The 23,662-nt window shown below is 63.3% G+C and carries 21 protein-coding genes and 1 tRNA gene; 15 read left to right on the top strand and 7 right to left on the bottom strand.

Going from position 1 to position 23,662, the window contains the following annotated elements; all coding sequences use genetic code 11:
• Positions 1 to 34: 34 nt before the first annotated feature.
• The 6 genes from BcanWU425_RS24305 to BcanWU425_RS24280 all read left to right on the top strand — a co-directional run bounded on the left by BcanWU425_RS24305 (position 35) and on the right by BcanWU425_RS24280 (position 4,184).
• Positions 35 to 283: a DUF6894 family protein gene (locus tag BcanWU425_RS24305; RefSeq protein ID WP_204510928.1), complete on the top strand. Its 249-nt coding sequence runs from the start codon at positions 35 to 37 to the stop codon at positions 281 to 283.
• Between the two features lie 150 nt (positions 284 to 433).
• The gene (locus BcanWU425_RS24300) at positions 434 to 1,552 is read left to right on the top strand and encodes a helix-turn-helix transcriptional regulator (RefSeq protein ID WP_018459277.1); all 1,119 of its coding nucleotides are present in this window, start codon (positions 434 to 436) and stop codon (positions 1,550 to 1,552) included.
• A gap of 113 nt (positions 1,553 to 1,665) precedes the next feature.
• A complete protein-coding gene (locus tag BcanWU425_RS24295) occupies positions 1,666 to 2,784 on the top strand; it encodes a helix-turn-helix transcriptional regulator (protein ID WP_026233770.1) in 1,119 nt (372 codons plus the stop codon).
• Between the two features lie 230 nt (positions 2,785 to 3,014).
• Positions 3,015 to 3,272: a hypothetical protein gene (locus BcanWU425_RS24290; protein WP_085352780.1), complete on the top strand. Its 258-nt coding sequence runs from the start codon at positions 3,015 to 3,017 to the stop codon at positions 3,270 to 3,272.
• Positions 3,265 to 3,441 carry a hypothetical protein gene (locus BcanWU425_RS24285; protein ID WP_231188607.1) on the top strand — a complete coding sequence of 59 codons (177 nt, stop codon included), beginning with the start codon at positions 3,265 to 3,267 and terminating at the stop codon, positions 3,439 to 3,441. Before BcanWU425_RS24290 ends, BcanWU425_RS24285 begins: the two co-directional genes overlap by 8 nt.
• 14 nt (positions 3,442 to 3,455) lie before the next feature.
• Entirely contained in the window at positions 3,456 to 4,184 is a 729-nt protein-coding gene (locus BcanWU425_RS24280) for a sulfite exporter TauE/SafE family protein (protein ID WP_085352782.1), read from the top strand.
• Here BcanWU425_RS24280 and BcanWU425_RS24275 read toward each other — a convergent pair.
• Together BcanWU425_RS24275 and BcanWU425_RS24270 are read right to left on the bottom strand one after the other, a co-directional pair.
• Positions 4,181 to 7,369 carry an efflux RND transporter permease subunit gene (locus tag BcanWU425_RS24275; RefSeq protein WP_085352783.1) on the bottom strand — a complete coding sequence of 1,063 codons (3,189 nt, stop codon included), beginning with the start codon at positions 7,367 to 7,369 and terminating at the stop codon, positions 4,181 to 4,183. The genes BcanWU425_RS24280 and BcanWU425_RS24275 overlap by 4 nt on opposite strands.
• Positions 7,370 to 7,519: 150 nt before the next feature.
• On the bottom strand, positions 7,520 to 8,761 hold the full coding sequence (locus tag BcanWU425_RS24270; RefSeq protein WP_231188605.1) for an efflux RND transporter periplasmic adaptor subunit: 1,242 nt from the start codon (positions 8,759 to 8,761) through the stop codon (positions 7,520 to 7,522).
• A gap of 199 nt (positions 8,762 to 8,960) precedes the next feature.
• On the opposite strand from BcanWU425_RS24270, the gene BcanWU425_RS24265 reads away from it, so the two are divergent.
• Positions 8,961 to 9,566 (top strand): TetR/AcrR family transcriptional regulator, encoded by a 606-nt coding sequence (locus BcanWU425_RS24265; RefSeq protein WP_204510931.1) that lies wholly within the window; start codon positions 8,961 to 8,963, stop codon positions 9,564 to 9,566.
• An 18-nt stretch (positions 9,567 to 9,584) separates the two neighbouring features.
• On the opposite strand, the gene BcanWU425_RS24260 is transcribed toward BcanWU425_RS24265, so the two are convergent.
• On the bottom strand, positions 9,585 to 11,087 hold the full coding sequence (locus tag BcanWU425_RS24260) for an amidase (RefSeq protein ID WP_204510932.1): 1,503 nt from the start codon (positions 11,085 to 11,087) through the stop codon (positions 9,585 to 9,587).
• Between the two features lie 264 nt (positions 11,088 to 11,351).
• Here BcanWU425_RS24260 and rnz point away from each other — a divergent pair, with 264 nt between their 5' ends.
• Positions 11,352 to 12,254, top strand: coding sequence for a ribonuclease Z (gene rnz / locus BcanWU425_RS24255; RefSeq protein WP_204510933.1), 903 nt, complete (start codon positions 11,352 to 11,354; stop codon positions 12,252 to 12,254).
• Positions 12,255 to 12,315: 61 nt separating this feature from the next.
• Here rnz and BcanWU425_RS24250 read toward each other — a convergent pair.
• A tRNA-Gln gene (locus BcanWU425_RS24250) sits at positions 12,316 to 12,389 on the bottom strand.
• Between the two features lie 299 nt (positions 12,390 to 12,688).
• Between BcanWU425_RS24250 and BcanWU425_RS24245 the strand changes: the two genes are divergently transcribed.
• The 6 genes from BcanWU425_RS24245 to BcanWU425_RS24220 all read left to right on the top strand — a co-directional run bounded on the left by BcanWU425_RS24245 (position 12,689) and on the right by BcanWU425_RS24220 (position 17,871).
• Positions 12,689 to 13,051 (top strand): DUF1428 domain-containing protein, encoded by a 363-nt coding sequence (locus tag BcanWU425_RS24245; protein ID WP_085385621.1) that lies wholly within the window; start codon positions 12,689 to 12,691, stop codon positions 13,049 to 13,051.
• A 180-nt stretch (positions 13,052 to 13,231) separates the two neighbouring features.
• Positions 13,232 to 14,485, top strand: a complete 1,254-nt coding sequence (locus tag BcanWU425_RS24240; protein ID WP_018459266.1) for an ABC transporter substrate-binding protein — start codon at positions 13,232 to 13,234, stop codon at positions 14,483 to 14,485.
• 64 nt (positions 14,486 to 14,549) lie between these two features.
• Positions 14,550 to 15,413: a branched-chain amino acid ABC transporter permease gene (locus tag BcanWU425_RS24235; protein WP_018459265.1), complete on the top strand. Its 864-nt coding sequence runs from the start codon at positions 14,550 to 14,552 to the stop codon at positions 15,411 to 15,413.
• A gap of 13 nt (positions 15,414 to 15,426) precedes the next feature.
• Entirely contained in the window at positions 15,427 to 16,398 is a 972-nt protein-coding gene (locus tag BcanWU425_RS24230) for a branched-chain amino acid ABC transporter permease (RefSeq protein ID WP_204510934.1), read from the top strand.
• Positions 16,388 to 17,155: an ABC transporter ATP-binding protein gene (locus BcanWU425_RS24225; protein WP_018459263.1), complete on the top strand. Its 768-nt coding sequence runs from the start codon at positions 16,388 to 16,390 to the stop codon at positions 17,153 to 17,155. The genes BcanWU425_RS24230 and BcanWU425_RS24225 overlap by 11 nt, the downstream gene beginning before the upstream one ends.
• Positions 17,152 to 17,871, top strand: coding sequence for an ABC transporter ATP-binding protein (locus BcanWU425_RS24220; RefSeq protein WP_085352790.1), 720 nt, complete (start codon positions 17,152 to 17,154; stop codon positions 17,869 to 17,871). Before BcanWU425_RS24225 ends, BcanWU425_RS24220 begins: the two co-directional genes overlap by 4 nt.
• 80 nt (positions 17,872 to 17,951) lie before the next feature.
• Here BcanWU425_RS24220 and BcanWU425_RS24215 read toward each other — a convergent pair whose 3' ends face one another.
• From BcanWU425_RS24215 to BcanWU425_RS24205, 3 genes are all read right to left on the bottom strand, one after another.
• Positions 17,952 to 18,524 (bottom strand): invasion associated locus B family protein, encoded by a 573-nt coding sequence (locus tag BcanWU425_RS24215; RefSeq protein ID WP_204510935.1) that lies wholly within the window; start codon positions 18,522 to 18,524, stop codon positions 17,952 to 17,954.
• 66 nt (positions 18,525 to 18,590) lie between these two features.
• A complete protein-coding gene (locus BcanWU425_RS24210) occupies positions 18,591 to 21,737 on the bottom strand; it encodes an efflux RND transporter permease subunit (RefSeq protein WP_085395899.1) in 3,147 nt (1,048 codons plus the stop codon).
• Positions 21,734 to 22,906 (bottom strand): efflux RND transporter periplasmic adaptor subunit, encoded by a 1,173-nt coding sequence (locus tag BcanWU425_RS24205; protein WP_204510936.1) that lies wholly within the window; start codon positions 22,904 to 22,906, stop codon positions 21,734 to 21,736. Before BcanWU425_RS24205 ends, BcanWU425_RS24210 begins: the two co-directional genes overlap by 4 nt.
• Before the next feature lie 375 nt (positions 22,907 to 23,281).
• Between BcanWU425_RS24205 and BcanWU425_RS24200 the strand changes: the two genes are divergently transcribed.
• A complete protein-coding gene (locus BcanWU425_RS24200) occupies positions 23,282 to 23,521 on the top strand; it encodes a hypothetical protein (RefSeq protein WP_085352792.1) in 240 nt (79 codons plus the stop codon).
• Positions 23,522 to 23,662: the final 141 nt, after the last annotated feature.

Here is a 23,662-nt window from a genome sequence, read left to right as displayed (position 1 = left end):
GGCGGGCGTGCGCCGCCCCCAGTTGGAGTGTTGCATGCGCCGTTTTTTCTTTGATCTTATGATCGGCAATATCGTGAAGATCGATCCGGGCGGCATGGTGTTCGAATGCCCCGAAGCGACATTCGTGGTGGCCAACGAGATGGCAAGCCACCTGTTCGTCTGGCGCGACGATTTGCGCGACCGCGATGCCTGCATCCGGGTCAGAAACGCCGACGGGCGCGAGATCTATCGCGCCGCGGTCTGGTCGGAGAATCTGGAGAAGGTCGGCTGGGACGAGATGTGAGCATCCCGGTGCGGTATCGCGACTCTGCATCAGTAGCACCCGAAACGAATATCCGCTCGTTACCGGCCGACGCCTCATCCGATCGGAGGATGCCGCATGCTGTGGTTGTGGTATGCTTGGTGATATTGATCACCCAGGCCATTTATAGCCATGCACGGACCACGGAAACTGCCCGACCTGGTCGAGGCCATCTACGATGCCGGGCTCGATCCCTCGCTGTGGAATAACGTCGTCACCGGCATCCGCGACTTCGTCGGCGGCCAGGCCTGCGGGCTGTTTTCCAAGGACTCGATCAGCAAATTCGGCGTCACGCACTATTATTGCGGGGCGGACCCGCACTACATCCGGCTCTATTCCGAGACGCATTCGAAGTTCGATCCGCTGACGGTCCTGCCGCCGCATGGCCAGATCGTCAGCATCCCGGATCTCGTCAATTTCGATGAATATCGGCGAGGACGCTTTTACCAGGAATGGATGCGGCCGCAGGGTTGCAGCGATGCGGCTAACGTCGTGCTCGAGAATTCGAATGCGAGCTGCCCCGTGATGATGACGGTGCTGTCGGGCCGCCGGATGGTGGATCCGGTGATGAAGCAGCGCCTCTCGCTGATCTTGCCGCACGCCAGCCGAGCGTTGCTGATCAACCGCGCCATGACCTCGCAACTGACGCTGGCGACGGCGTTGGCGGAGGTCCTGGACAATTTGGCCTGTGGCATCTTCCTGCTCGATGGCTTCTGCCGGGTGGTGCACGCGAATTCCGCAGGGCACGCCTTGCTTGCGGCCGACGATCTGGTTCGGTCCGTTGCCGGGCAATTGGTGACCAGCAGTGCGGAGGCCAATCAGACACTGTGGGAAGCGTTCGCGACCCGCCATGAAATTGCGCTGCTTGCCGCAAAGGGGCACGCGTTTTCGCTGCTTTCGCCTTCGGGCGAGCGCTACGTCGCGCACATCCTGCCGCTGTCGTCCGTCCTGCGGGACGGCAGCGAGCGGGTGGTCGATGCCGTCGGTGCGCTGCTGCTGCGTAAGGTATCGCTCGGCGGACAGTCCTATGGCGAATTGATCGCGCGGACATTCGACCTTACGCCGGCCGAGCTGCGCGTGTTCCTGTCGATCGTCGAGGTTGGCGGCGTCCCGGAGACGGCGGTCGCGCTTGGTATCGCGGAAACGACGGCGAAGACGCATCTGCATCGCGTGTTCGCCAAGACGGGCGTTTCGCGTCAGGCCGATCTCGTTAAGCTCGCGGCAGGATTCTCCAATCCGCTTGTGAATTAGACTGTTGAATTTTGCCTTCACGATTGAACCTTTCGCTCCCGCGAAAGACTCACGGAAGCCGCCAGGCATGAAGAACATTTCGCCATCTCCATGTGTCACCATTGGCTCTTCCGATGCCCCGACCTCCAAAACCGTCCGAGTTGATCGAGACTATCTATGACGCGGGTCTCCACCCGGAGTTGTGGAGCGAGGTCGTTGTCAAACTCAATGCCTTCATTGGCAGCCAAGCCTGTGGTCTGATTTCGAAGGACCCGGTCAGCAAATCAGGCGCGACGCATTATTATTGCGGGGTCGATCCGTACTACATTCAGCTCTATGCGGAGACCTACTCCCGATACGACCCGCTTGCTCGGCTTCCGCGCTATGGCGAGGTGCGCAATATCCCTGATCTCGTGGATTTCGACGAATACCGCCGCGGCCGCTTCTACCAGGAATGGCTGCGCCCCCAGGGCTGCGTCGACGTCGCCAACGTGGTGCTGGAGCAGTCGAAGTCGCCGTGTCCGATGCTAATGACCGTGATCCCGGGCAGGGAGATGCTCGGCGCGGAACAGCGGGCGCGAATGCAGTTCCTGGCTCCGCATGCGAGCCGGGCGCTGTTGATCAACCGGGCGATCGAGCGGAAGCAGCAGCGCGCGGTCGCGCTTGCCGACGTCGTGGACCGACTGAATGCCGGTGTCATCCTGCTCGATTCGACCTGTCATATCATCCACAGCAATCCGGCCGCGGCGATGATCCTAGACGTCGACGATGTCCTGCGGTCTGTCTCGGGCAGGTTGGTGGCAAGATCTTCCGCTGCTAATTCAGCCTTGCGCGATATTTTCCGTGACACCAGCGAGGTCGCGTTGGCGGCATCTTCGGGACGGAAAATTCCGTTGATGTCGCATGACGGTTCCTACTACGTCGCGCAAATCATCGCGCTGCCATCATTGCTGCGCGACGGGGTGGCCGAGCGCAGTTCGGCAGTGGGAGCCCTGTTCATCTGGAAAGCGGAACTCGACGGCCGCTCGTGTGCCGGGCTCATTGACCGCACCTTCGAGCTCACGCCTGCCGAACTGAGGGTCTTGCAGTCAATCGTCGATGTCGGCGGCGTGCCGGAGACGGCGGTTGCGCTCGGTATCGCCGAGACGACGGTGAAGACGCATCTGCATCGCGTGTTCGCCAAGACCGGCGTTTCTCGTCAGGCCGATCTCGTCAAGCTCGCAGCTGGATTTTCCAATCCGCTCGTGCACTGAGACGCGTTCAAAAACGCAGGCGAGTCGCCGTAGCTCGCAATAGGTTCAATCACAAGCATCATTAGAAAGTTATCGCACGTCGTTCGATCGAATGACGCGATTTTCCGCGTTGTCTTCTACTAGACGTCACACGATCTGTTGTTCGACCTACCAGATATTGTTGTGAAGCAACTCACTGCGAGCGGAAACGAATTCCGTCAATCTCTCGTGCAGGTTGAGAGGAGATTGTCATGCGGACGGCGTCACCAGTTCTGACAGGAAGATTCCGCGATATCGTCGCCCGCATGGGCGCGGTACTCCGCGCGCAGCGGGAAATCGACGCGGAGCGCGTGTTGCGGCGCTATCGCCACCTGCTGGACCAGCCGCACGAAGCGCCGTGTTTGAATGAAATTATTCCCGTTTCCCGTGAAGAGGATATCTTTGAAAATGCCAACGGAGTTGATCCGCGCGAGCGCACGAGCGACCACCCCAAATTCGAACGTGCGTAACGCCAGCATCGTCGCAATCGCGCTGACGGCAGCGCTCGTCGCTCTCGAACTGGTCGGCCTCGCGATGCTGGAGCGATCTCATGCTTACGCGCAGCCGTCGGTTCCACTCGTGCCGACCGTTTGCACCGAGAGCACCGATGTCCCCGTCTCGCAAATTCCCTACGATTGATCGGAGGGCAAATTGTGCCTGATGTCACGACTCTGATGCTGCTCAGCGTTGCCGTGTTCGCCGGCGCCTTTGTCTCCGGACTCTCGGGATTTGCCTTTTCCGCGGTAGCGGGCGCCATCCTGCTCCGGGTGTTTCAGCCGCTCGAAGCCGTACCGCTGATGATGGCGTGCAGCATCGGCGTGCAGGCCACCAATCTGTGGTCGCTTCGGCGCAATATCCGCTGGGAAGGCAGTCTGCTGCTGATCGTCGGCGGCTTGATCGGCGTTCCCATCGCGGTGTCGCTGCTCCAGAGCACCGATACGCATCTGCTCCGGCGCGGCTTCGGCATTATCGTTGCGCTCTATGCGGCCTACATGCTGCTGCGGCCGACGCTGGTGACGGCCGGCGAGGCGGTCGGGCGGCACTGGGTCGCGTTGATCGGGTTCGGTGGAGGACTGGTCGGCGGACTGACCGCGATGCCGGGCGCGATCCCGACGATCTGGTGCGACATGCGCGGCATGCCCAAGAGCGAGCAGCGCGGCCTGGTGCAGCCGTTCATCGCCGCGATGCAGCTGTTCGCGATCGCGCTGCTGTTCGGACATCAGGATCTGTCGTCAAAGGTCTTCGTCGATCTCGCGGTTAGCCTGCCGGCGCTGTTCGCAGGCTCCGCGCTGGGCGTGATCGCGTTCCACAGGGTCAACGAGACGGTCTTTCGCAAGACCGTGCTCGTTTTGTTGTTGCTGTCGGGGATTTCCCTGATCTAGTGCCCGACGGGTTGCACCGGCGCCGCGCTGGTGTCGCTGCCGTGATGCGTCAGCGGCTTCATGCCAGTGACGGTCCGCAGCAGCACATAGAACACCGGCGTCAGGAACAGGCCGAATACGGTGACGCCGATCATGCCGGAGAACACGGCGACGCCCATGGCGCGCCGCATCTCCGAGCCGGCCCCGGTCGAGAGCACCAGCGGCAGCACGCCCATGATGAACGCCATCGACGTCATCAGGATCGGGCGCAACCGCAGCCGGCTCGCCTCGATTGCGGCCCGGATCGGGGTGCGGCCTGCGAATTCGAGCTCGCGCGCGAATTCGACGATCAGGATCGCGTTCTTGGCCGAGAGTCCCACCAGCACGATCAAGCCGATCTGGGTGAAGACGTTGTTGTCGCCCTTGGAGATCCAGACACCGAACATAGCAGCCAGCAGACCCATCGGCACGATCATGATGATCGAGAGCGGCAAGGTCAGGCTCTCATAGAGCGCGGCCAGCACCAGGAACACCAGGAGGATCGCCAGCGGAAACACCCACAGTCCGGAATTGCCGGCGATGAACTCCTGATAGGTCAGGTCGGTCCATTCGAAGGCAAAGCCGGGCGGCAGCGTCTCCGCCGCGATCCGCGTCGCGACCTCCTGCGCCTGTCCGGAGGAGAAGCCGGGAGCAGCCGCCGCGTTGATATCGGAGGACAGGAAGCCGTTGTAGCGGATCGCCCGCTCGGGTCCCGCGCTCTGGCGAACGCTCAAGAGCGCCGAGAGCGGCACCATGTCGCCCGAGGACGAGCGCACCTTCAACTGCCGGATGTCGTCGGCGCGGGCGCGGAACGGCGCGTCGGCCTGCACCCGGACCGAATAGGTGCGGCCAAACTTGTTGAAGTCGTTGACGTAGTAGGAGCCCAGGTAAATCTGCAGCGTGTTGAACACCTCCGTCACGGGCACGCCCAATTGGAGCGCCTTGGTGCGATCGATGTCGGCGAACAGCTGGGGCACGTTGACCTGGAAGCTCGAGAACACGCCGGCGATCTCCGGCGCCTTCTGCATCGCCGCCATGAACGCCTTGGTCGCCTCGTTCAGCGCCTCATAACCGAGACCGGCACGGTCCTCGATCTGCAGCTTGAAGCCGCCGATGGTGCCAAGGCCGTTGACCGGCGGCGGCGGGAACATGGCGATGAAGGCTTCCTGGATGCCGGCATATTTCTTGTTCAGCTCGGCCGCCAGCGCGGGGCCGCTGAGAGAAGGATCCTTGCGCTCGTCGAACGGCTTGAGCGTGGAGAACACGATGCCGGCATTGGAGGAGTTGGTGAAGCCGGCGATCGACAGGCCCGGAAAGGCGACCGAACTCTCGACACCTGGCTGGGTCAGCGCGATGTCGCTCATCTTGCGGATCACCTCTTCAGTGCGATCGAGCGCTGCGCCGTCGGGCAGCCGCGAGAAGCCGACCAGATACTGTTTGTCCTGGCCCGGCACGAAGCCGCTCGGCACCTGCTGGAACAGAAGCGCGGTCACGCCGATCAACACCACATACAGTCCCATCACTGCGGCCTTGCCTGATATCACCTTGGTGACGGTGCCGCTGTAATTCTCCGACGAGCGTGTGAACACCTTGTTGAAGCCACGGAAGAACCAGCCAAGGCCCTTTTCCATGATGATCGTCAGCCGGTCCTTCGGCTCATTGTGTCCCTTGAGCAGCAGCGCCGACAACGCAGGCGACAGCGTCAGCGAATTGATGGCGGAGATCACGGTCGAGATCGCGATCGTCAGCGCGAACTGCTTGTAGAACTGCCCGGTGAGGCCGGAGATGAAGGCGAGCGGCACGAACACCGCGATCAGCACCATCGCAATCGCGATGATCGGCCCCGACACTTCGCGCATCGCCTGGTAGGTGGCGTCGCGCGGCGACAGCCCTCCCTCGATGTTGCGTTCGACGTTCTCGACTACGACGATGGCGTCGTCGACGACGATGCCGATTGCGAGCACGAGCCCGAACAGGCTGAGCGCGTTGATCGAGAAGCCGAACACGTGCATGACCGCGAATGTGCCGACGATCGACACGGGCACCGCCAGCAGCGGAATGATCGAGGCGCGCCAGGTCTGCAGGAACAGGATCACCACCAGCACCACCAGCGCGATCGCCTCCAGCAGCGTGTGAATGACGGCCTCGATCGAGGAGCGCACGAACTGGGTGGGATCGTAAACGATCTGGTAGGACACGCCTTCCGGCATATTCTTCTTGATCTCGGCCATGGTGGCACGGACATGATCGGAGATCTCCAGCGCGTTGGAGCCGGGCGCCTGGAAGATCGGAATCGCCACTGCCTGCTTGTTGTCGAGTAGCGAGCGCAGGCCGTATTCGGACGCGCCGAGCTCGATGCGGGCGACGTCGCGCAAGCGCACGACTTCGCCACGCGTACCGGTCTTGACCACGATGTCGCCGAATTGCTCTTCGTTCGCAAGCCGCCCTTCCGCGTTGACGGACAGCTGCAGGTCGATGCCCTTGACATTCGGGGAGGAGCCGACCACGCCGGCAGCGGCCTCGACGTTCTGCGCCTGGATCGCCTTGACGATGTCGCTTGCGGTGAGCCCGTGTTCGGCAGCCTTCTGCGGATCGACCCAGACCCGCATCGAATAGTCGCCGGCGCCATAGAGCTGGACGTCGCCGACGCCGTCGATCCGTGCAAGACGGTCCTTGACATTGAGCACGGCGTAATTGCGCAAATACGTCATGTCGTAGCGGCCGGTGGGCGACAACAGATGCACGACCATGGTGAGGTCGGGCGACGACTTCTTGGTGATGATGCCGAGCTGCCGCACCACGGCGGGCAGGCGCGGCTCGGCCTGCTGCACACGGTTCTGCACCAGCTGCGTCGCCTTGTCAGGATCGGTGCCGAGCCGGAATGTCACCGTCAGCGTCATCGCGCCATCGGTGGTCGCCTGGCTTGACATGTACAGCATGCCTTCGACGCCGTTGATCTGCTCTTCGATGGGAGTCGCCACCGTCTCGGCGATCACCTTGGGATTGGCCCCGGGATAGGTCGCGCGCACGAGGACGGAGGGCGGCACGACATCGGGATATTCCGAGATCGGCATCGCGAACAGCGAGATCAGGCCGGCGAGGAAGATCAGGACCGAGAGCACACCGGCGAAAATCGGACGATCGATGAAGAACTTCGAGAGATTCATGGCTTTGCCCCTGCGCGAGAGACGACCCTCCCGCCATTCCCGGGCGCGGGAAAAGCCCGCAAATCCGGAAATCCAGAAGTGATGTCTTGGTAGTTCAACAAATTCGACATTCCGGCTCGCGCTGCCCGCGCGCTCCGGAAGCGGAGAATGCTAGCGTTGCACCACGTCCTGTTTGCTGTGGTTGGAGGCCTGCTGCGGCCCGCGCGCGCCCATCGACGCGATCTCCGTCTTGAGCAGGGCGCCGGGACGCACGCGCTGGAGGCCGTTGACGATAATGCGATCGCCGGTCTTCAGTCCCGTCGTCACGATACGCAACCCGTCGACCGAGCCGCCGAGGGTGATCGGCCGGTAGACCGCGCGGCTGTCGTCGCCGACCGCCATCACGAACTTCTTGTCCTGGTCGGTACCGATCGCGCGCTCGTCGATCATGACCAGCGATTGCTGCTTGGGCTGGCCCATGCGCACGCGGGCGAACTGGCCGGGGATGAGACGCCCGTCCTCGTTTCTGAACACCGCGCGGACACGGATGGTGCCGCTCTGGCCGTTGACCTGGTTGTCGATGAGCTGGATGTGGCCCTTGGCCGAGAGGCCGCCTGAGGTCGTCATCTCCACCGGGATCTGGTCCAAATTGCCGCGCTTGCCGGAGACATCTGCGATCGAGTTCAGCGCCCGCAGCACCACCTCCTCATCCGCATCGAACGACGCGTAGATCGGATTGACCGAGACCAGCGAGGTCAGCACGGGGGAGGCGGTGCCGGCGGCGACGAGATTGCCGACGGTGATTTCGATCTTGCCGACGCGGCCGTCCACGGGTGCACGTACCTCGGTGTAGTCGAGATTAAGCTTTGCGGTCTGGAGCGTCGCCTCGGCTGCCTTCACGTTGGCGATGGCCTCGCGGTTGGCGTTGTCGCGCTGGTCGTAGTCGCGCCGCGTCACCACGGCGTTGCCGACCAGCTGCGCGCCGCGCTCAAGTTCATTCTGCGTGAACACGACGCGCGCTTTCGCAGCTTCGAGCTGGGCCGCGGCCTTGTCGACCTCGGCTGCGTAGGGCGCCGCGTCGATCTTGAACAGGATGTCACCAGCCTTCACCAGCGCGCCTTCGATGAAGTTGGCCGACAGGATCGCGCCGGCCACGCGCGGGCGAAGCTCGACGCGTTGAATGGCCTCGAGCCGACCGGAGAAATCGTCCCACAGCACGGTCTGCTTTGGTTCGATCAGCGCGACCGTGACAGGGACGGCTTGCTCGGCCGCGGCGGTCGCGGTCGCCTGCGCGGCACGAAAGTAATGGCCGGTCGCGATCGAGCCGGCTACGGCGAGAGCGCCCACGATGGCGACGCCGCCCAGAAGGCGGCGGACATGGCCGGGGCGAGAGGTATTTTGGGAGGGGGGCATTTGCGCTCCAGATATGTAGTGTTCACTACAGATGTGGAGCTGGATACCGCAGCGCAAGATACTTATGTACCATTCGCTAAGAAAATTGTAGCGGTTTACCGCAAGAATTGGCAAGTGGAAGAGAAAATATAGCGAGAACAAAGAGATAGGATCCGGCGTTAGGGTCAGGGACGACGCCGATTTCGAGGAGAAGAGGCAAATGGGCATGGGACGCCCCCGCGAATTCGACGCCGAAACGGCGTTGGACCAGGCGATGGAAGTGTTTTGGCGCCATGGCTATGAGGGTGCCACGATCGCTCAGTTGACCGAAGCCATGGGGATCAATCCGCCCAGCCTCTATGCCTGTTTCGGCAACAAGGAAGGGCTGCTGAAAGCCGCGCTCGACCGCTATACAAAACTGCGCAACGTCTGGATGGACGAGGTCGTGGCAGCGCCGACTGCCCGCGACGTCGCCGAACGGATGCTGATGGGCATCGCCGACAAGCAGACCGATCCCGCCAACCCGCCCGGTTGCCTGCTCGTGCAGGGCGGCATTGCATGCGGCACCGGATCAGAAAGCGTCCCCTTCGAACTCGCCGCTCGGCGCGCCCAGAACGAGGACCAGCTTCGCGATCGTTTTGTTCGCGCCAAGGCCGAAGGCGATCTCAAACCGACCTCAGATCCCGCGGCACTCGCGCGCTACGTTTCGGCCGTCTCCGTCGGCATGGGCGTGATGGCGTCCTCAGGCTCCGACCGCGAGGCATTGCAGCAGGTCGCGAGCGTGGCGGTGCAGGCGGTCGAGGCGCAGTCGACTGCAAGAACATGACGAGCGTTGTCGTCTCTATCATCTCATCGATTGCGTGGCAGGCAGCGACGGCGGCGGGACGAAGCCGCCGAACGCGCGTTCGATCAGTCCGGCGAGCGCAATCGGTGTGCGGTCCTCGAGATAAGGCCCGATGATCTGGACGCCGATCGGCAGCCCCGATGGCGTGCGCTCGATCGGAACGGCCGTTGCAGGCAGTCCGCAGGTCGAAGCGGGGTCTGCCCAGATGAAGCACGCATCGGCATAGGGATAGAGCTGTCCATCGATATCGAGTTGCCGCGCGTCGAACGGCTCGGACTGGTCCTGTGGAAACGCCGGTACGGCGGCGGCCGGGTAGATTACTGCGTCGAACTCGCGGAACAGCTCCTGCCATCGTTGTTGCAGCCGCAGGCGCGCCGCGTCGGTCGCCAGCCATTCGCGATGGACCATCGCCCAGCCGCGCGCGCGCTCGGCCTGCAGGCTGCGGTCGTCGGGCGAGAGTTCTGCGGCAACTCCTTGCGCCTCTGCGAGGGCGGCCGGTGTCAGGCGTGGACTTCGCGCTGCGTTCAACAGCTTCATGTAAAGGCGGGCGGATTCGGCGAGATCGGGCAGAGACGCACTCGAGCGCGCGACGCGTGCGCCTGATCGTTCGAGCCGTTCCGACAACCGCCCGATGGCGGAACGCACGGCATCGCCTGTCGGCATCAACGGATGCGTATCGATCACGAGAATCCTGAAACCCCTGAACTGGTCGTGTCGTGAGGCCGGCAACGCAAGACGATAGCCGATCCCGTCGCGCGTCTCGTCGGGGCCGGCGATCACGTCGAGGGCGAGCGCGAGGTCCGAGGCGGTGCGCGTCATCGGCCCGACGACGGCGAGATCACCCTGGCCGGCAACGGGCGGTGCCGGCGGAAGGTTGTATCCGCGCAGCGGGACCAGGCCGAGGCTCGGCTTGTGTCCGAACACACCGCAGAAATGCGCGGGCACCCGGATCGAGCCGCCAATATCCGAGCCGATCGACAGCGGTCCGAATCCCGCAGCCAGCGCCGCTCCTGATCCGCCTGAAGAGCCGCCGGGCGATCGGCCGAGATCCCACGGATTGTTCGTCGTACCGTAGATGTCATTGTAGCTCTGGAAATCTCTGAGGCCGATCGGGATATTGGTCTTGCCGATGATGACAGCACCCGCCGCCTTCAACCGCGAGACGACAAGGGCGTCCTCCGCGGGTTGGAAATCTTTGAAATGCGGAAAGCCCCACGTCGTCGGCAGGCCAGCGACGTTGAACGGTTCTTTCAACGTCACGGGGATGCCGAGCAATGGCTGCCGCTCGCCGCGACCAAGTGCGGTATCGGCGGCGCGCGCGGCGTCTCGTGCGCGATCGAAATCGCGAACGATGACGGCATTGATCTGCCCGTCCAGCGCCTCGATGCGCGCGATCGTATGCTCGATCAACTCGGACGCAGAAAGCTTGCGCGCGTGCAGGGCGCTCAGCAATGTGCTGATCGAGCCGTAGTCCCAGTCAGTGGCGGTCAATCCGGGCGGCATCACGATCTCCATTGTCTTGCATCGCCGCGTCGATGTCGCTCGGCTGCAAATCGATCCGAGTATCGAGCATGCAATTTGGCGGATGGTATGAGGAGGCCACGCAACGGGAACCAGATCTGTCCGCGGGTCGGGGGCCGGAGGCGGCGCCTGGCCATCAGATCGCGGGATACCCACTGCTTGCCGCGGTCTATGCGCGATCGAGGGCTCTGTACGGGCTGCTGCTCACGTGGCATTGGGGGCGGCGAAGCCTGGATACTGACGACCATGTTCGCCCTGACATTCCTTGGGACCTCCGCCAGCGTTCCGTCGGCGGAGCGCAACCATCCGGCTCTCCTGGTGGAGGCCACGGGCAAGCGCGTCCTCATCGATTGCGGCGAGGGCACGCAGCGCCAGTTGCTGCGCAGCGGCGCGGGCTTTCGACGGCTTGACCGCATTCTGCTGACGCATGCCCATCTCGATCACGTGCTCGGTATCCCCGGTCTCTTCTCGACGCTGGGGTTGCGTCAGCAATCGGACGCGATGACCGTCTATGGAGGCCAGGGCACGCTCGACATCGTCATCCGCATGCTTGCCGGCCTGTGGGGCGCGGGCAGGGCGCCGATCCCGGTGGAGTTCGCACCGCTGACCGAAGGACAGGTTATCGACGCCGGCGACTTCACCATCGATTGCTTTCCGGTCCGTCACCGCGACACCGACAGCTTTGGTTTTTGCTTCCAGAGTCCGGCACGCCGCCATCTTGAGCGGGAGCGCCTCGCCGAGCTCGGTGTTCCCGATGGGCCGCTGCGCGGAGAACTGGCCGCGGCACGACCAGTCGTGATCGCCGGCCGCACGATCTATCCCGAAGACGTCATGGGGCCGCCGAGCGGCGGCAGGAAGCTTGTGGTCATCGGCGACACCGAAACCACTGACGGGCTGTCCAGGCATGTCGCCGACGCCGATCTGCTGGTGATCGAGGCGACCTTCCTCGATCGCGACGCCGCGACCGCCCGGGACTATGGTCATCTCACCGCGCGCGAGGCGGCTTCATTTGCCGCCGCGAACAACGTCAGGCAACTCGTGCTGAATCACATGTCGGGGCGTTATCGCGACGAAGAGATTCTGGCCGAAGCGACAACGATTTTTCCAAACACGCGGATCGCCGCCGACTTCGATCGCGTCGTGATTTAGCGGCACCGCTCAAAGAGAGCGCAACCTCTGACTGTCTGATTGTGAGCTGCTTAACCTGCGGTGGCTGGGGAACTAGGATTCGAACCTAGACAAACAGAGTCAGAGTCTGTTGTGCTACCGTTACACCATTCCCCAACGGAATAGCCGAACAAATTCAATGACTTGTTGATTTGTCCGGCTGTGGCCTATGGCACTTATCGCGCAAATCACGGCTCAGGCGTGGAGGGTTTCTACCCGCTCGGCTGTGGGCTGGCAAGCGCTGCGACGCAGGGATGTTTTGCGGTCCACATGGGACGTGCGGGCCGTGGCATCGTGGGCTCCGGCGGAGCGCCGCGGCGGCGCGCGACCGTTTGCCTCATCCGAAAATCACGGTTCCTGGTCGGATCGTCACGCACCGCATCGTCCTTCGGACACACAACCCAAGGAGATCCGTGATGCCCTATGTCGATGGTTTCGTGCTGGCCGTGCCGAAGGACAACATCGAGGCTTACAAGGCGCTGGCGAAAACGGCCTGCGCGATCTGGATGGAGCACGGTGCGCTCGATTATGTCGAATGCATCGGCGACGACGTGCCCTACGGCGAGCTGACTTCGTTTCCGCGCGCGGTGATGGCGAAGGAAGACGAGATCGTGGTGTTCGCCTGGATCGTCTATCGCGACCGGGAGACTCGCGACACCGTCAACAAGAAGGTGATGGCGGACCCGCGGCTGAAGTTGGATGGTATGCCGTTCGACGGCAAGCGCATGATCTACGGCGGCTTCACGACGCTGCTGCGGGCGAGCGACGTGATGGGGTAAGGACGCTGACCCGGCCCACACGTCGGTGCTTGTCCATGCAGCGTCGTGGCAAGCCGTTTTACTTGCCGGTACGGGGCCAGCATGCCATCCTCTCATCGCCAGGCATAAACAACCGGAAGCGGGCGCTTAGCCGAGCTTCCAAAAAAACTGGTTGGGGAAACCCTTGGGAGGTTTGATTTCATGAGATTGAAGCACGTCACCGGGCTGCTTTGCGCGGCCGCGATGTCCCTTGCGCTCGCTTCAGCCGCGCAGGCCCAGGACAAGGTCGTCAAGATCGGCGCGATCCTGCCGATGTCCGGCGGCACCGCCTCGATCGGGGCGCACGCCAAGGCGGCGCTCGAGGTCGCAATGGACATCATCAACAACGCTCATCCCGAGCTCGGCACTCTGCCGCTGGCCAAGAACGCAGGCCTTGCGGGCCTCGGCGGCGCCAAGATCGAGATCGTGTTCGCCGACAACCAGGGCAACCCGGCGACAGGCCAGAACCAGGCGCTGCGCCTGATCACGGAAGACAAGGTAGCCGCCGTGTTCGGCTCGTATCAGTCCGGCGTCACGCTGACCTCGAGCGCCATCGCCGAAAAATACGGCATTCCCTTTCTAAACTCCGAGTCGGTCGCCGCCAATCTCACCGAGCGCGGCTTCAAATGGTTCTTCCGCACCACGCCGATCGCCACCGACTTCGCCAAGGCCTATGTCGATTTCCTCGCCGACATCAAGGCGCAGGGCGCCAAGACCGATGCAATCGCGCTGGTTCACGACAACACCGAATACGGCACCTCGGTCGCCAACACGATCAGCGCCGCCTTCAAGGAGAAGGGCCAAGCCATCGCAGTTGACGTCGCCTATCCCGTCAATGCGACCGATGTTCAGGGCCAAGTGCTCCAGCTCAAGGAGAAGAAGCCCGACGTGATCATCATGATCAGCTACACGTCGGATGCAATCCTGTTCGCCAAGACCATGCAGTCGCTCGACTACAAGCCGGCGGTGCTTTTGGCCGATGACGCCGGCTATTCCGATCCCTCCTTCATCAAGGCGGTCGGCAAGATATCGCAAGGCGTCTTCAACCGTTCGTCATGGTCGGTGGGGCCGGCCGGCTCACCATCGGCCATCATCGCCGACATGTACAAGAAGAAGAGCGGCGAGGAGATGGACGACACCGTCGGCCGTCAGATGCAGGGCTTCTTCGTGCTGGCCGACGCGATCGACCGCGCCGGCTCGACCGACCCGGCAAAGATCCAGGCCGCGTTGAAGACGACCGATCTGAAGCCCGAGCAATTGATGATGGGTTACAAGGGCGTGAAGTTTGACGACAAGGGCCAGAATATCCTCGCCTCCGGGCTCATCATCCAGCTCCAGGATGGCGAGAACTACACCGCGGTATGGCCGAAGGCCAACGCCGCGAAGGCGCCGGTGCTGCCCTACAAGGGCTGGTGAGATTGAAGGCGGGGCTGCGCGCCCCGCCATTTCCGAAATGATTTGATCAGAGCAACGCTGGCTCATGTCCTTTGTACTCGTGCAGGTGATCGTCGGCGGACTTCTGCTTGGCGCTGTCTATGCCCTGTTTTCCTCAGGCCTCACGCTGGTGTGGGGCATGATGAACATCGTCAATTTCGCGCATGGCGATTTCGTCATGCTCGGCATGTACGTCGCCTATGTCGTCTACACGCTGTTGGGAGGAGGGCCGATCCTCGGCGCGCCGCTGGCAACCCTGGTGCTCGCGACCGTCGGCGTCGTCGTCTATTTCGCCCTGATCCGCGATATCATGAAGGGACCGATGCTGGCGCAGATCCTCGGCACTTTCGGGCTTGCGCTATTGCTGCGTTATTCCGTGTTCTGGTGGTTCGGGGCCAACTTCCTGTCGATGCCTCCGGACATCGTGGGCGGCACTTATGCGTTCGCGGGCCTGCGCATCGAGGCCTCGCGGCTGCTTGCCGGCGTGGTCGCGCTGCTGGTCACGCTCGGGCTGCATCTGCTGCTCACGCGGACCTCGCTCGGCTCGAAAATGCTGGCGGTGGCGGAGGATCAAACAGCGGCCCAGCTCATGGGCATCCGTCCCGATACCATGCAGGCGATCGCCTGGGCGATTGCGGCCGGTGCCACCGGGCTTGCCGGCGCGCTGATTGCGAACTTCTTCTACATCGTGCCGACCGTCGGCGAGACGCTTGGCATCGTCGCCTTCGTCACGGTGTCGCTCGGCGGTTTTGGCAGTGTGCCGGGCGCCCTTGTCGCAGGCCTGCTGATCGGCATGATCGAATCGCTGTCGGGCTATCTGATCGGCGCGATCTACAAGGACATCGTCGTCTATGTCCTGTTCCTGCTCTTCCTCTGGTTCCGGCCGCAAGGCCTGATGGGCAAGACCTGATGGGAAGGCTGTGATGCGGCGCTTGATCTGGCTCTCGGTCGTCGCAGCGTTCGCGATCTGCTATCCGCTGCTGCTGTCCTCGCCGTTCCAGCAGCGTCTGGGCGCGCTGGTGCTGCTTTATGCGATTGCAGCGTCCGCGTGGAATATCGTCGGCGGCTATGCCGGCCAGGTCTCGGTCGGCCACGTCGTCTTTTTCGGCTGCGGTGCTTATGCCGCGATGGGATCCTACGCAAAGTTCGGCCTGTCGCCCCTGTTCGGCATCCCCGGCGGGATCGTGCTCGCCGTGGGCTTGGCCGCGATCATCGGCGTGCCGACGCTGCGTCTGTCGGGCCATTATTTCAGTATGGCGACCATCGCGGTCGCCGAGACGATGCGGCTGATCGTGACCAACACCGACTGGCTCGGTGCGGCCGTCGGGCTCTCAGGGCCGACCGTGCCGCGCAACATCTTCGATCTCTCGTTCCTGTCGTCGCTGCCGTATTACTATCTCTTCCTCGCAATCCTCGTGATCACGCTGTTGATCACCTGGTGGATGACCAACAGCCGCATGGGATTTTACCTGCGCGCGATCAAGGACTCCGAGCGCGCGGCGCGCTCGCTCGGCGCACCCGCCAGTCGCACCAAGCTCTACGCCTACATGCTGAGTGCGGCGCTGACGAGCGTCGCCGGCGCGCTCTATGCCATGATGTTCGGCTTCGTCGACCCCGAGTCCGGGTTCGGGATCCTGATTTCGGTGAAAATCCTGATCATGGCGGCGCTGGGCGGGGCAGGGCTGTTGTTCGGGCCCCTGGTCGGTGCCGCGATCCTGGTGCCGCTGGAGGAGATCTCGAACAGCTGGCTCGGCGGCAAGGGCGCCGGGCTCACCTTCGTGCTCTATGGCGCGATCATCGTGGTGATCGCGCGCTTCCAGCCCGGCGGTCTGCTCAGCCTGTTCACTCGGCGCAGCAAGCCGACGAAGGACACGGGAGCTGGCCATGCTCCTTGAGGCACGCGAAATTACGAAGGCGTTCGGAAGCTTCAAGGCGGTGGACGATGCCTCCGTGACCTTGGAGCAAGGCGACATCCTCGGCCTGATCGGCCCGAATGGCGCGGGCAAGTCCACCTTCTTCAATTGCCTGACTGGCGATCTCAAGACCACTTCGGGCTGCGTCCTGTTCGAGGGCCGTGACATCACCGACTTCGCGCCGGAGCTGCGCGCCGGGCTTGGGCTCGCTCGTACCTTCCAGGTGCCGCAGACATTTGAGGGCATGACGGTGCTGGAGAACGTCATGATCGGCGCATTCCTGCGCACCTCGCATCGCAAGGACGCCGAGACCAGGGCGCGCGCGGTGCTCGAGCGCGTCGGCATGATCAGGCTTGCGGATGCGCCGGCGCGCTCGCTCGGCACCCCCGGTCGCAAGCGGCTGGAGATCGCGCGGGCGCTGGCAACCGAACCGAAGGTGCTTCTGCTCGACGAAGCCATGGCCGGCCTCAACGCCCATGAGGTGAGGCTCGCCATCGACCTCGTGCGCGACATCCATCGTTCCGGCATCACCCTCGTGATCGTCGAGCACATCATGGAAGTGATCATGTCACTCGCCAGCCGCGTGATGGTGTTCCACCAGGGCAAGGAGATCGCCCGCGGATCGCCGCGCGAGGTCACATCCAACCCGGCGGTGATCGAGGCCTATCTCGGCAAGCGTGCAGCCAAGGCAGCGGCCGGCCACACGCCGGTCGAACTGATGGGCGGGCCGGACCTATGAGCGGGCCGTTGCTGCGGATCGAGCACCTCGAGGTGCGCTACGGCGATCTCATCGGCGTGTCCGACGTCTCGCTGGAGGTTCCTGAAGGCAGCGTCGTGGCGCTACTCGGCTCCAATGGCGGCGGCAAGACCACGACGCTGAACGCGATCGCCGGCCTCATTCCCGTGCATTCCGGATCGATCCGCTTTCGCGGCGAGGATATCGCCGGCGAGAGAGCCTTTGCGATCGTGCGCAAGGGGCTGGCGCTGTCGCCAGAAGGCTGGCGGCTGTTCGTGCAGCAGAGCGTCGAGAACAATTTGATGCTTGGCGCAACGCCGCTGCGCGACAAGTCGCGCCAGGCCACGCTGCTCGAACGTGTCTACGAGATCTTTCCGCGCCTGAAGGAGCGCCGCAACCAGCGTGCGGGCACCATGTCCGGTGGCGAACGGCAGATGCTCGCGGTCGGGCGCGCGCTGATGAGCGACCCGAAGCTGTTGATGCTGGATGAACCTTCGCTCGGTCTCGCGCCGGCGGTGGTCGAGTCCATGTACGAGACCTTCGGCCGCCTGCATCGCGAGGGCCTGACCATTCTGCTCGCCGAGCAGTCGATCGAGCTCGCACTGGAGGTCTCGGATTTCGCCACGGTGCTCCAGGTCGGCAAGAGCGTGCTGTCGGGCACGGCGGCGGCGCTCGCGGAGGATCCGCAGGTGCAGAAGGCTTATCTGGGCGTGGACTGACCGATTTTCCGCCTGGAGGCGCCCGGTATCGGCGGCGTTAGGCTGCAAAATGGATATGCAACAGTAACGGCGAGGCGTCGCTACTTGATCTTGTCGTAGGCCGCCGCGAAATCGCCGAGCGGCATCGGGATCGCGATCGTTTCCTTGGCCATGTTCTGGAAGGAGACCTTGAGCTGCTTGCCCGACCGCAAGGTCGCAAGCAGGTCCGGCGCGATCGGCGTGGAGGCGTAGCAGCCGCGGTTCTCGCAGGTCTGGATCTGGAGATCGACCGTCTTGCCCTCGTCAACCTGGAGCTTGGCGCCGATGGGAAGGTTGAGGCCAAGCGGCAATTGCAGCAGCGCCACCGGTGTGCGGGTGTCGGGCGCGATGCGGATGTTGATCAGAACGATGGTCTGGCCGGTCTTGGTCAGCACCGCGTTCTGCTCCATCGCGCATTCGAGCGGTGCGTCGCGGCTGACGCTGGTGCAGCGCACGACCCAGCCGGGCTGCTGCGCCGCAGCGCCGTCAGCCTGCGGCTGCGTCGGAGCCGGTGCGGGCTGTGCCGCCGGGGCAGACGGAGCTGCATTCTTCTTGGCGCCTTGCTGGGCATGCGCGGCACCCGCCGACAACAGGACAGCGGCGGCAAGCGCGACAAGTCTGGATTGGATGGGCATGGCAAGACCGCGTTGACGTGAACCGAGGGTCTCGCTGTAACGTCGTGAGGCGCGCGGTGCAAGCTGCTACTCGGCAGCTTCCTTAACGGTGCCGTGCTCGACCGTCTCGTCGCCTTCGCCGTCACCCTTGCGGCCCCAGCCCGAGAACCAGTTGTTGAGCTCGTCGAGATAGAGATAGACGACCGGGGTGGTGAACAGCGTCAGCGCCTGGCTGACGATCAGACCGCCGACCATAGCGTAGCCGAGCGGCTGGCGAATCTCGGCGCCGGTGCCGTGGCCCAGCATCAGGGGCACGCCGCCGAGCAGGGCAGCCATCGTCGTCATCATGATCGGACGGAAGCGCAACAGCGCTGCCTGCCGGATCGATTCCGCCGGCGTCTTGTGCTCGTCGCGCTCCGCGGCGATGGCGAAGTCCACCATCATGATGCCGTTCTTCTTCACGATGCCGATCAGCAGAATGACTCCGATCAAAGCAATGAGGCTGAACTCGAAGCCCGCCGCCATCAGGATCGCGAGCGCGCCGACGCCGGCCGAGGGCAGCGTCGACAGAATCGTGATCGGATGGATGTAGCTCTCGTAGAGGATGCCGAGGATCAGATAGACCACGACCAGCGCGGCGAGGATGAGGAGCGGCACGGTGCCGAGCGACTGCTGGAACGCCTGTGCCGTGCCCTGGAAGCTCGAATTGAGCGTCGGCGGCGCGCCGAGGTCCGCCATCGCCTTCTGCACGGCCTCCGTAGCCTGGCCGAGCGCGACGCCCTGGGCGAGGTTGAAGCTGATCGTGATCGCCGGGAACTGGCCCTGGTGGCTGATCGAGAGCGGGCGAACCGGATCGGTGCTCCAGGTCGCGAAGGTCGACAGCGGCACCTGGTCGCCGGTCAGCGGAGACTTCAGGTAGAGCTTGTTCAGGCTCTCGAGGCTGCCCTGCATCTCCGGCAGGATCTCGAGAATCACCTTGTAGGTGTTGAGCTGGGTGAAATACTGCGTGACTTGGCGCTGTCCGAAGGCGTCGTACAGCGTGTCGTCGATCAGCTGCGGCTGGATGCCGTAACGCGCAGCCGTATCGCGGTTGATCTTGAGCTGAACCGTGGTGCCCTGGGTCTGCTGGTCGGTCGCGACGTCGCGCAGTTGCGGCAAGGTCTGCATCTTGGCGAGAATCTTCGGCGCCCAGTCATTGAGCTCGGCGAGATCGGCGTCCTGCAGGGTGAACTCGAACTGCGTACGCGTCGGCCGGCCGCCGAGCCGGACGTCCTGGGCCGCCTGCATGTAGAGGCGGGCGCCGGACACCTTCTCGAGCTTGGGACGCAGCCGCGCGATGATCTGCTGCGCCGAGGCATTGCGGACGCTGAGCGGCTTCAGCGTGATGAACATGTTGCCGTTGTTGCCGGCGCGGCCACTGCCGCCGATGTTCATCGCGATCGTTGCGACGTCGGGGTCGTCCATTACGATTTTGCCGAGCTCGACCTGGCGGCGCTGCATCTCCGCGAACGAGATGTCCTGGGAGGCTTCCGAGGTCGCCGTGATCAGGCCGACGTCCTGTTGCGGGAAGAAGCCTTTCGGGATCAGCACGAACAGATAGACCGACAGGGCAAGGGTGGCGAAGAAGATCGTGAGCGTGGTGCGGCGCCAGCTCAGGGCATGGTCGAGCACCCATTCGTAGCCGCGCAACATTGCATCGAAGCCGCGCTCGCTCCATTGGTAGAACTTGCCGTGGGTGACCTCGCCATGGGCGCGCAGGAAGCGCGAGGCCATCATCGGCGTCAGGGTCAGCGACACGAACATCGAAACGAAGATTGTCATCGCCAGCACGACGGCGAATTCGCGGAACAGGCGTCCGATGATGCCGCCCATCAGCAGCAGTGGAATCAGCACTGCGACCAGCGAGATGCTGATCGACACGATGGTGAAGCCGATTTCCTTGGAGCCCTTGAAGGCCGCCGCCATCGGCGATTCGCCTTCTTCGATGTAGCGCGTAATGTTCTCGAGCATCACGATAGCGTCGTCGACGACGAATCCGACCGCGATGGTGAGCGCCATCAGCGACAGATTGTCGAGCGAATAGCCGACGACCCACATCAAGGCGCACGCGCCCAGCAGCGCCAGCGGCACTGTGATTGTGGGAATGACGGTCGCCCAAAAACTGCGCAGGAAAATGAAGATGACCATGACCACCAGCGCTATGGTCAGCAGCAGCGTGAACTGGACGTCCTCGACCGCGGCGCGGATCGTCGTGGTGCGGTCGCTGATGAGCTCGATCTTGATCGCGGGCGGGATCGCGGCGACGAGGCGAGGCAGGGTGGCCTTGATCCGGTCGACGGTTTCGATAACGTTGGCGCCCGGCTGCTTGAAGATCACCAGGAACACGCCGCGCTTGCCGTTGGCCCAGGCCGCCTGCTTGGCGTCCTCGGCGCCGCTGACCGCTTGGCCGACATCGCGGATTCGCAAGGGACCGCCATTGCGATAAGCGATGATGACGTCGTTCCAGTCCTTGGCCTGCGTGAGCTGGTCGTTGGCGTAGATCGTGTAGGCGCGCTTCGGGCCGTCGATGTTGCCCTTGGGGCTGTCGACCGTGGTGATCGCGATCTGGCTGCGCACGTCCTCCATCGACAGGCCCTTGGCGACGAGTTTCGCCGGGTCGATCTGGATGCGGATAGACGGTTTCTGCTGGCCCCCGATGAAGACCTGCGCGACGCCGGAGAGCTGGCTGATCTGCTGGGCGAGCTGGGCGTCGACCGCGTCGCTGACGCTGGTCAGCGGCAATGTGTCTGAGGTTGCCGACAGCAGCAGGATCGGCGCGTCGGCCGGGTTGACCTTGCGGTAGGTCGGCGGCGACGGCAGGTTCTTCGGCAGCTGACCGCTCGCGGCGTTGATGGCGCCCTGCACGTCGTTGGCGGCGCCGTCGATGCTGCGGTTGAGGTCGAACTGGATGGTGATCGACGCGGTGCCCAGATAGCTCGTCGAGGTCATCTGGGCGATGCCCGGGATCTGGGCGAATTGCCGTTCGAGCGGCTGGGCCACCGACGAAGCCATGGTCTCTGGGCTGCCGCCCGGCAGATTGGCTGTGATCTGGATGGTCGGGAAGTCTACCTGCGGCAGTGGCGCGACCGGCAGCAGGGGATAGGCGACGAGACCGACGAAGAGAATGCCGGCCATCAGCAGCGAGGTGCCGATGGGATAACGGATGAAAGGTGCCGAAATCCCGCCCGCGTTCATTCCTGTCGGACCTTGTTCTGGGCCGGATCCGTACTCGCCACGGCCGTGGAGACGAGGCTTCCGGGCTGGACCTTGAATTGGCCGCCGGTGATCACTTGCTGCCCGGGCGTCAGCCCTTCGTCGACGACCGAACGTCCGTCGATGCTGTAGCTGACCTTGATCTTGTGCACCTCGGCCTTGTTGTCCTGATTGACAGAATAGGCGTAGAGGCCGTTGGTGGAGTGCTGGACCGCGTCATCCGGGACAACGGTCGCATCCTTGAGGGTGCGCACCAGCAGGCGTGTCGACACCGATTGACCGGGCCAAAGCGCGTGGTCCTTGTTCTCGAACACCGCCTTGAGCCGGATCGTGCCGCTGCTGGTGTCGACCTGGTTGTTGATGACGGCAAGCTTGCCCTCGGCCAGCGTCTTCTTGCCGTCGGTGGTGAAGGCGATCACCCTGAGCGCGCCGGCCTTCTGGCCCTCGCTGATATAGGGCAGCTGATCCTCCGGCGCGGTGAAGATCACCGAGATCGGCTCGACCTGCGAGATCGTGACGATACCGGTCTGCGTCGAGGCGTTGACGATGTTACCGATGTCGACCTGGCGCAGGCCCGCGACGCCGGTGATCGGCGCCTTGACCTGGGTGTAGTCGAGCTGGGTCTGCGCGTTGGAGATCGCGGCATCGTCGGCGGCGATCTGCGCCGTGAGCTGGGCGACCGTGGAACGCTGGGTGTCGACCCGCTGGGCGGTGGCGAATTCGCCGAGCTTCATGGCGCGCTGGAGCTCGAGATTGGCGTTGGCCAGATTTGCCTCGTCCTGGGCCTTCTTGGCCTTGGCCTGGTCGAGCGTGGCTTGATAGGGACGGGGATCGATCGAGGCGAGAAGCTGGCCCTCCTTGACGATCTGGCCTTCGGTGAAGGCGATCTTGTCGATCTGGCCATCCACCCTGGTCCGGACTTGGACGGTGTTGAAGCCCGCAACCGTGCCCAGACCGGTCAGGTAAACCGGAAAGTCCACCTTTTGAACCGGCGAAACGCTCACAGGGACGGCGGACGGGCGCTGCGGCCCCTTTTGTGCGGTCTGGGTTTTTCCGGCGTCGGGCGAGCCGAATTTCTGCCAACCATAGTAACCTGCGGAGGCCACGGCCGCGATGATCAGAATCCAGAGGATCGGCCGGGACTTTTTCATATCGTCTCGTGTCGGCTCTTATGCCCTAAGCTACGAATTATGAGGCAATCATAGGGTTCCAGGAGGCTTGTATAATACACGCCAAGTTCCAGTGTAAACAGCACTATCGGTTGAGAATCCTAAACAATTGGAAAGCTTTGCACGGGTTAGGCAGCTCCGTGTCACTACGGTGTGCCGTGCTGCATTCCCCCCTCAGGAACGATCAGCGTGCAAAGTTTGTGCAATGCTCGAAAGCGGTGTGCTCTGGACTGAGCGGCGCCGCGCCTAGGCCGCAAGGCGACGGCTGGCAGGAACGGTTCTAATCGTGCGGAGCTCGTTTCGGTTGTCAGGGAAATCGGCATCGGTCATATCGACGCGCCACAACGGGAGCGCAGCATGGACGAACTGAACGGCAAGCTGATCGCGTGTCAGATCCTGATCACGGGACTGATCGCACGCGTCGCCAACGAGCAGCGTGATCCCTTGCGCTTTCTCACCGAGTTCCGCGACGAGATCAGAGCCGTCGTCAACGGCGTCAACATCGCAGGCATGGACAACAGCGACCGCGTGCGCGCGGTGGCGCGGAAGACCGTCGATGAATTGTTCTCGTTGATGAAGCCGCCAAGCAGCGATTGACCATGCGCCCGCGACCGCCGATTTAGCAGCATTTTCACGCGCTCTTTAGAACGACTCCAATCTCGATTTAGAACGATTTCAAACGGCAGTTTAGAATCGCTTTGATCTGGACTTATTCAAGCGTTCTCGCGGCTTACTCGC

The sequence above is a fragment of the Bradyrhizobium sp. WU425 genome, from assembly GCF_021052305.1.
Classification (GTDB): Bacteria; Pseudomonadota; Alphaproteobacteria; order Rhizobiales; family Xanthobacteraceae; genus Bradyrhizobium; species Bradyrhizobium canariense_D.
The sequence above is the reverse complement of the archived record's forward strand: the minus strand, read 5'-3'. Positions and strand labels throughout refer to the sequence as shown.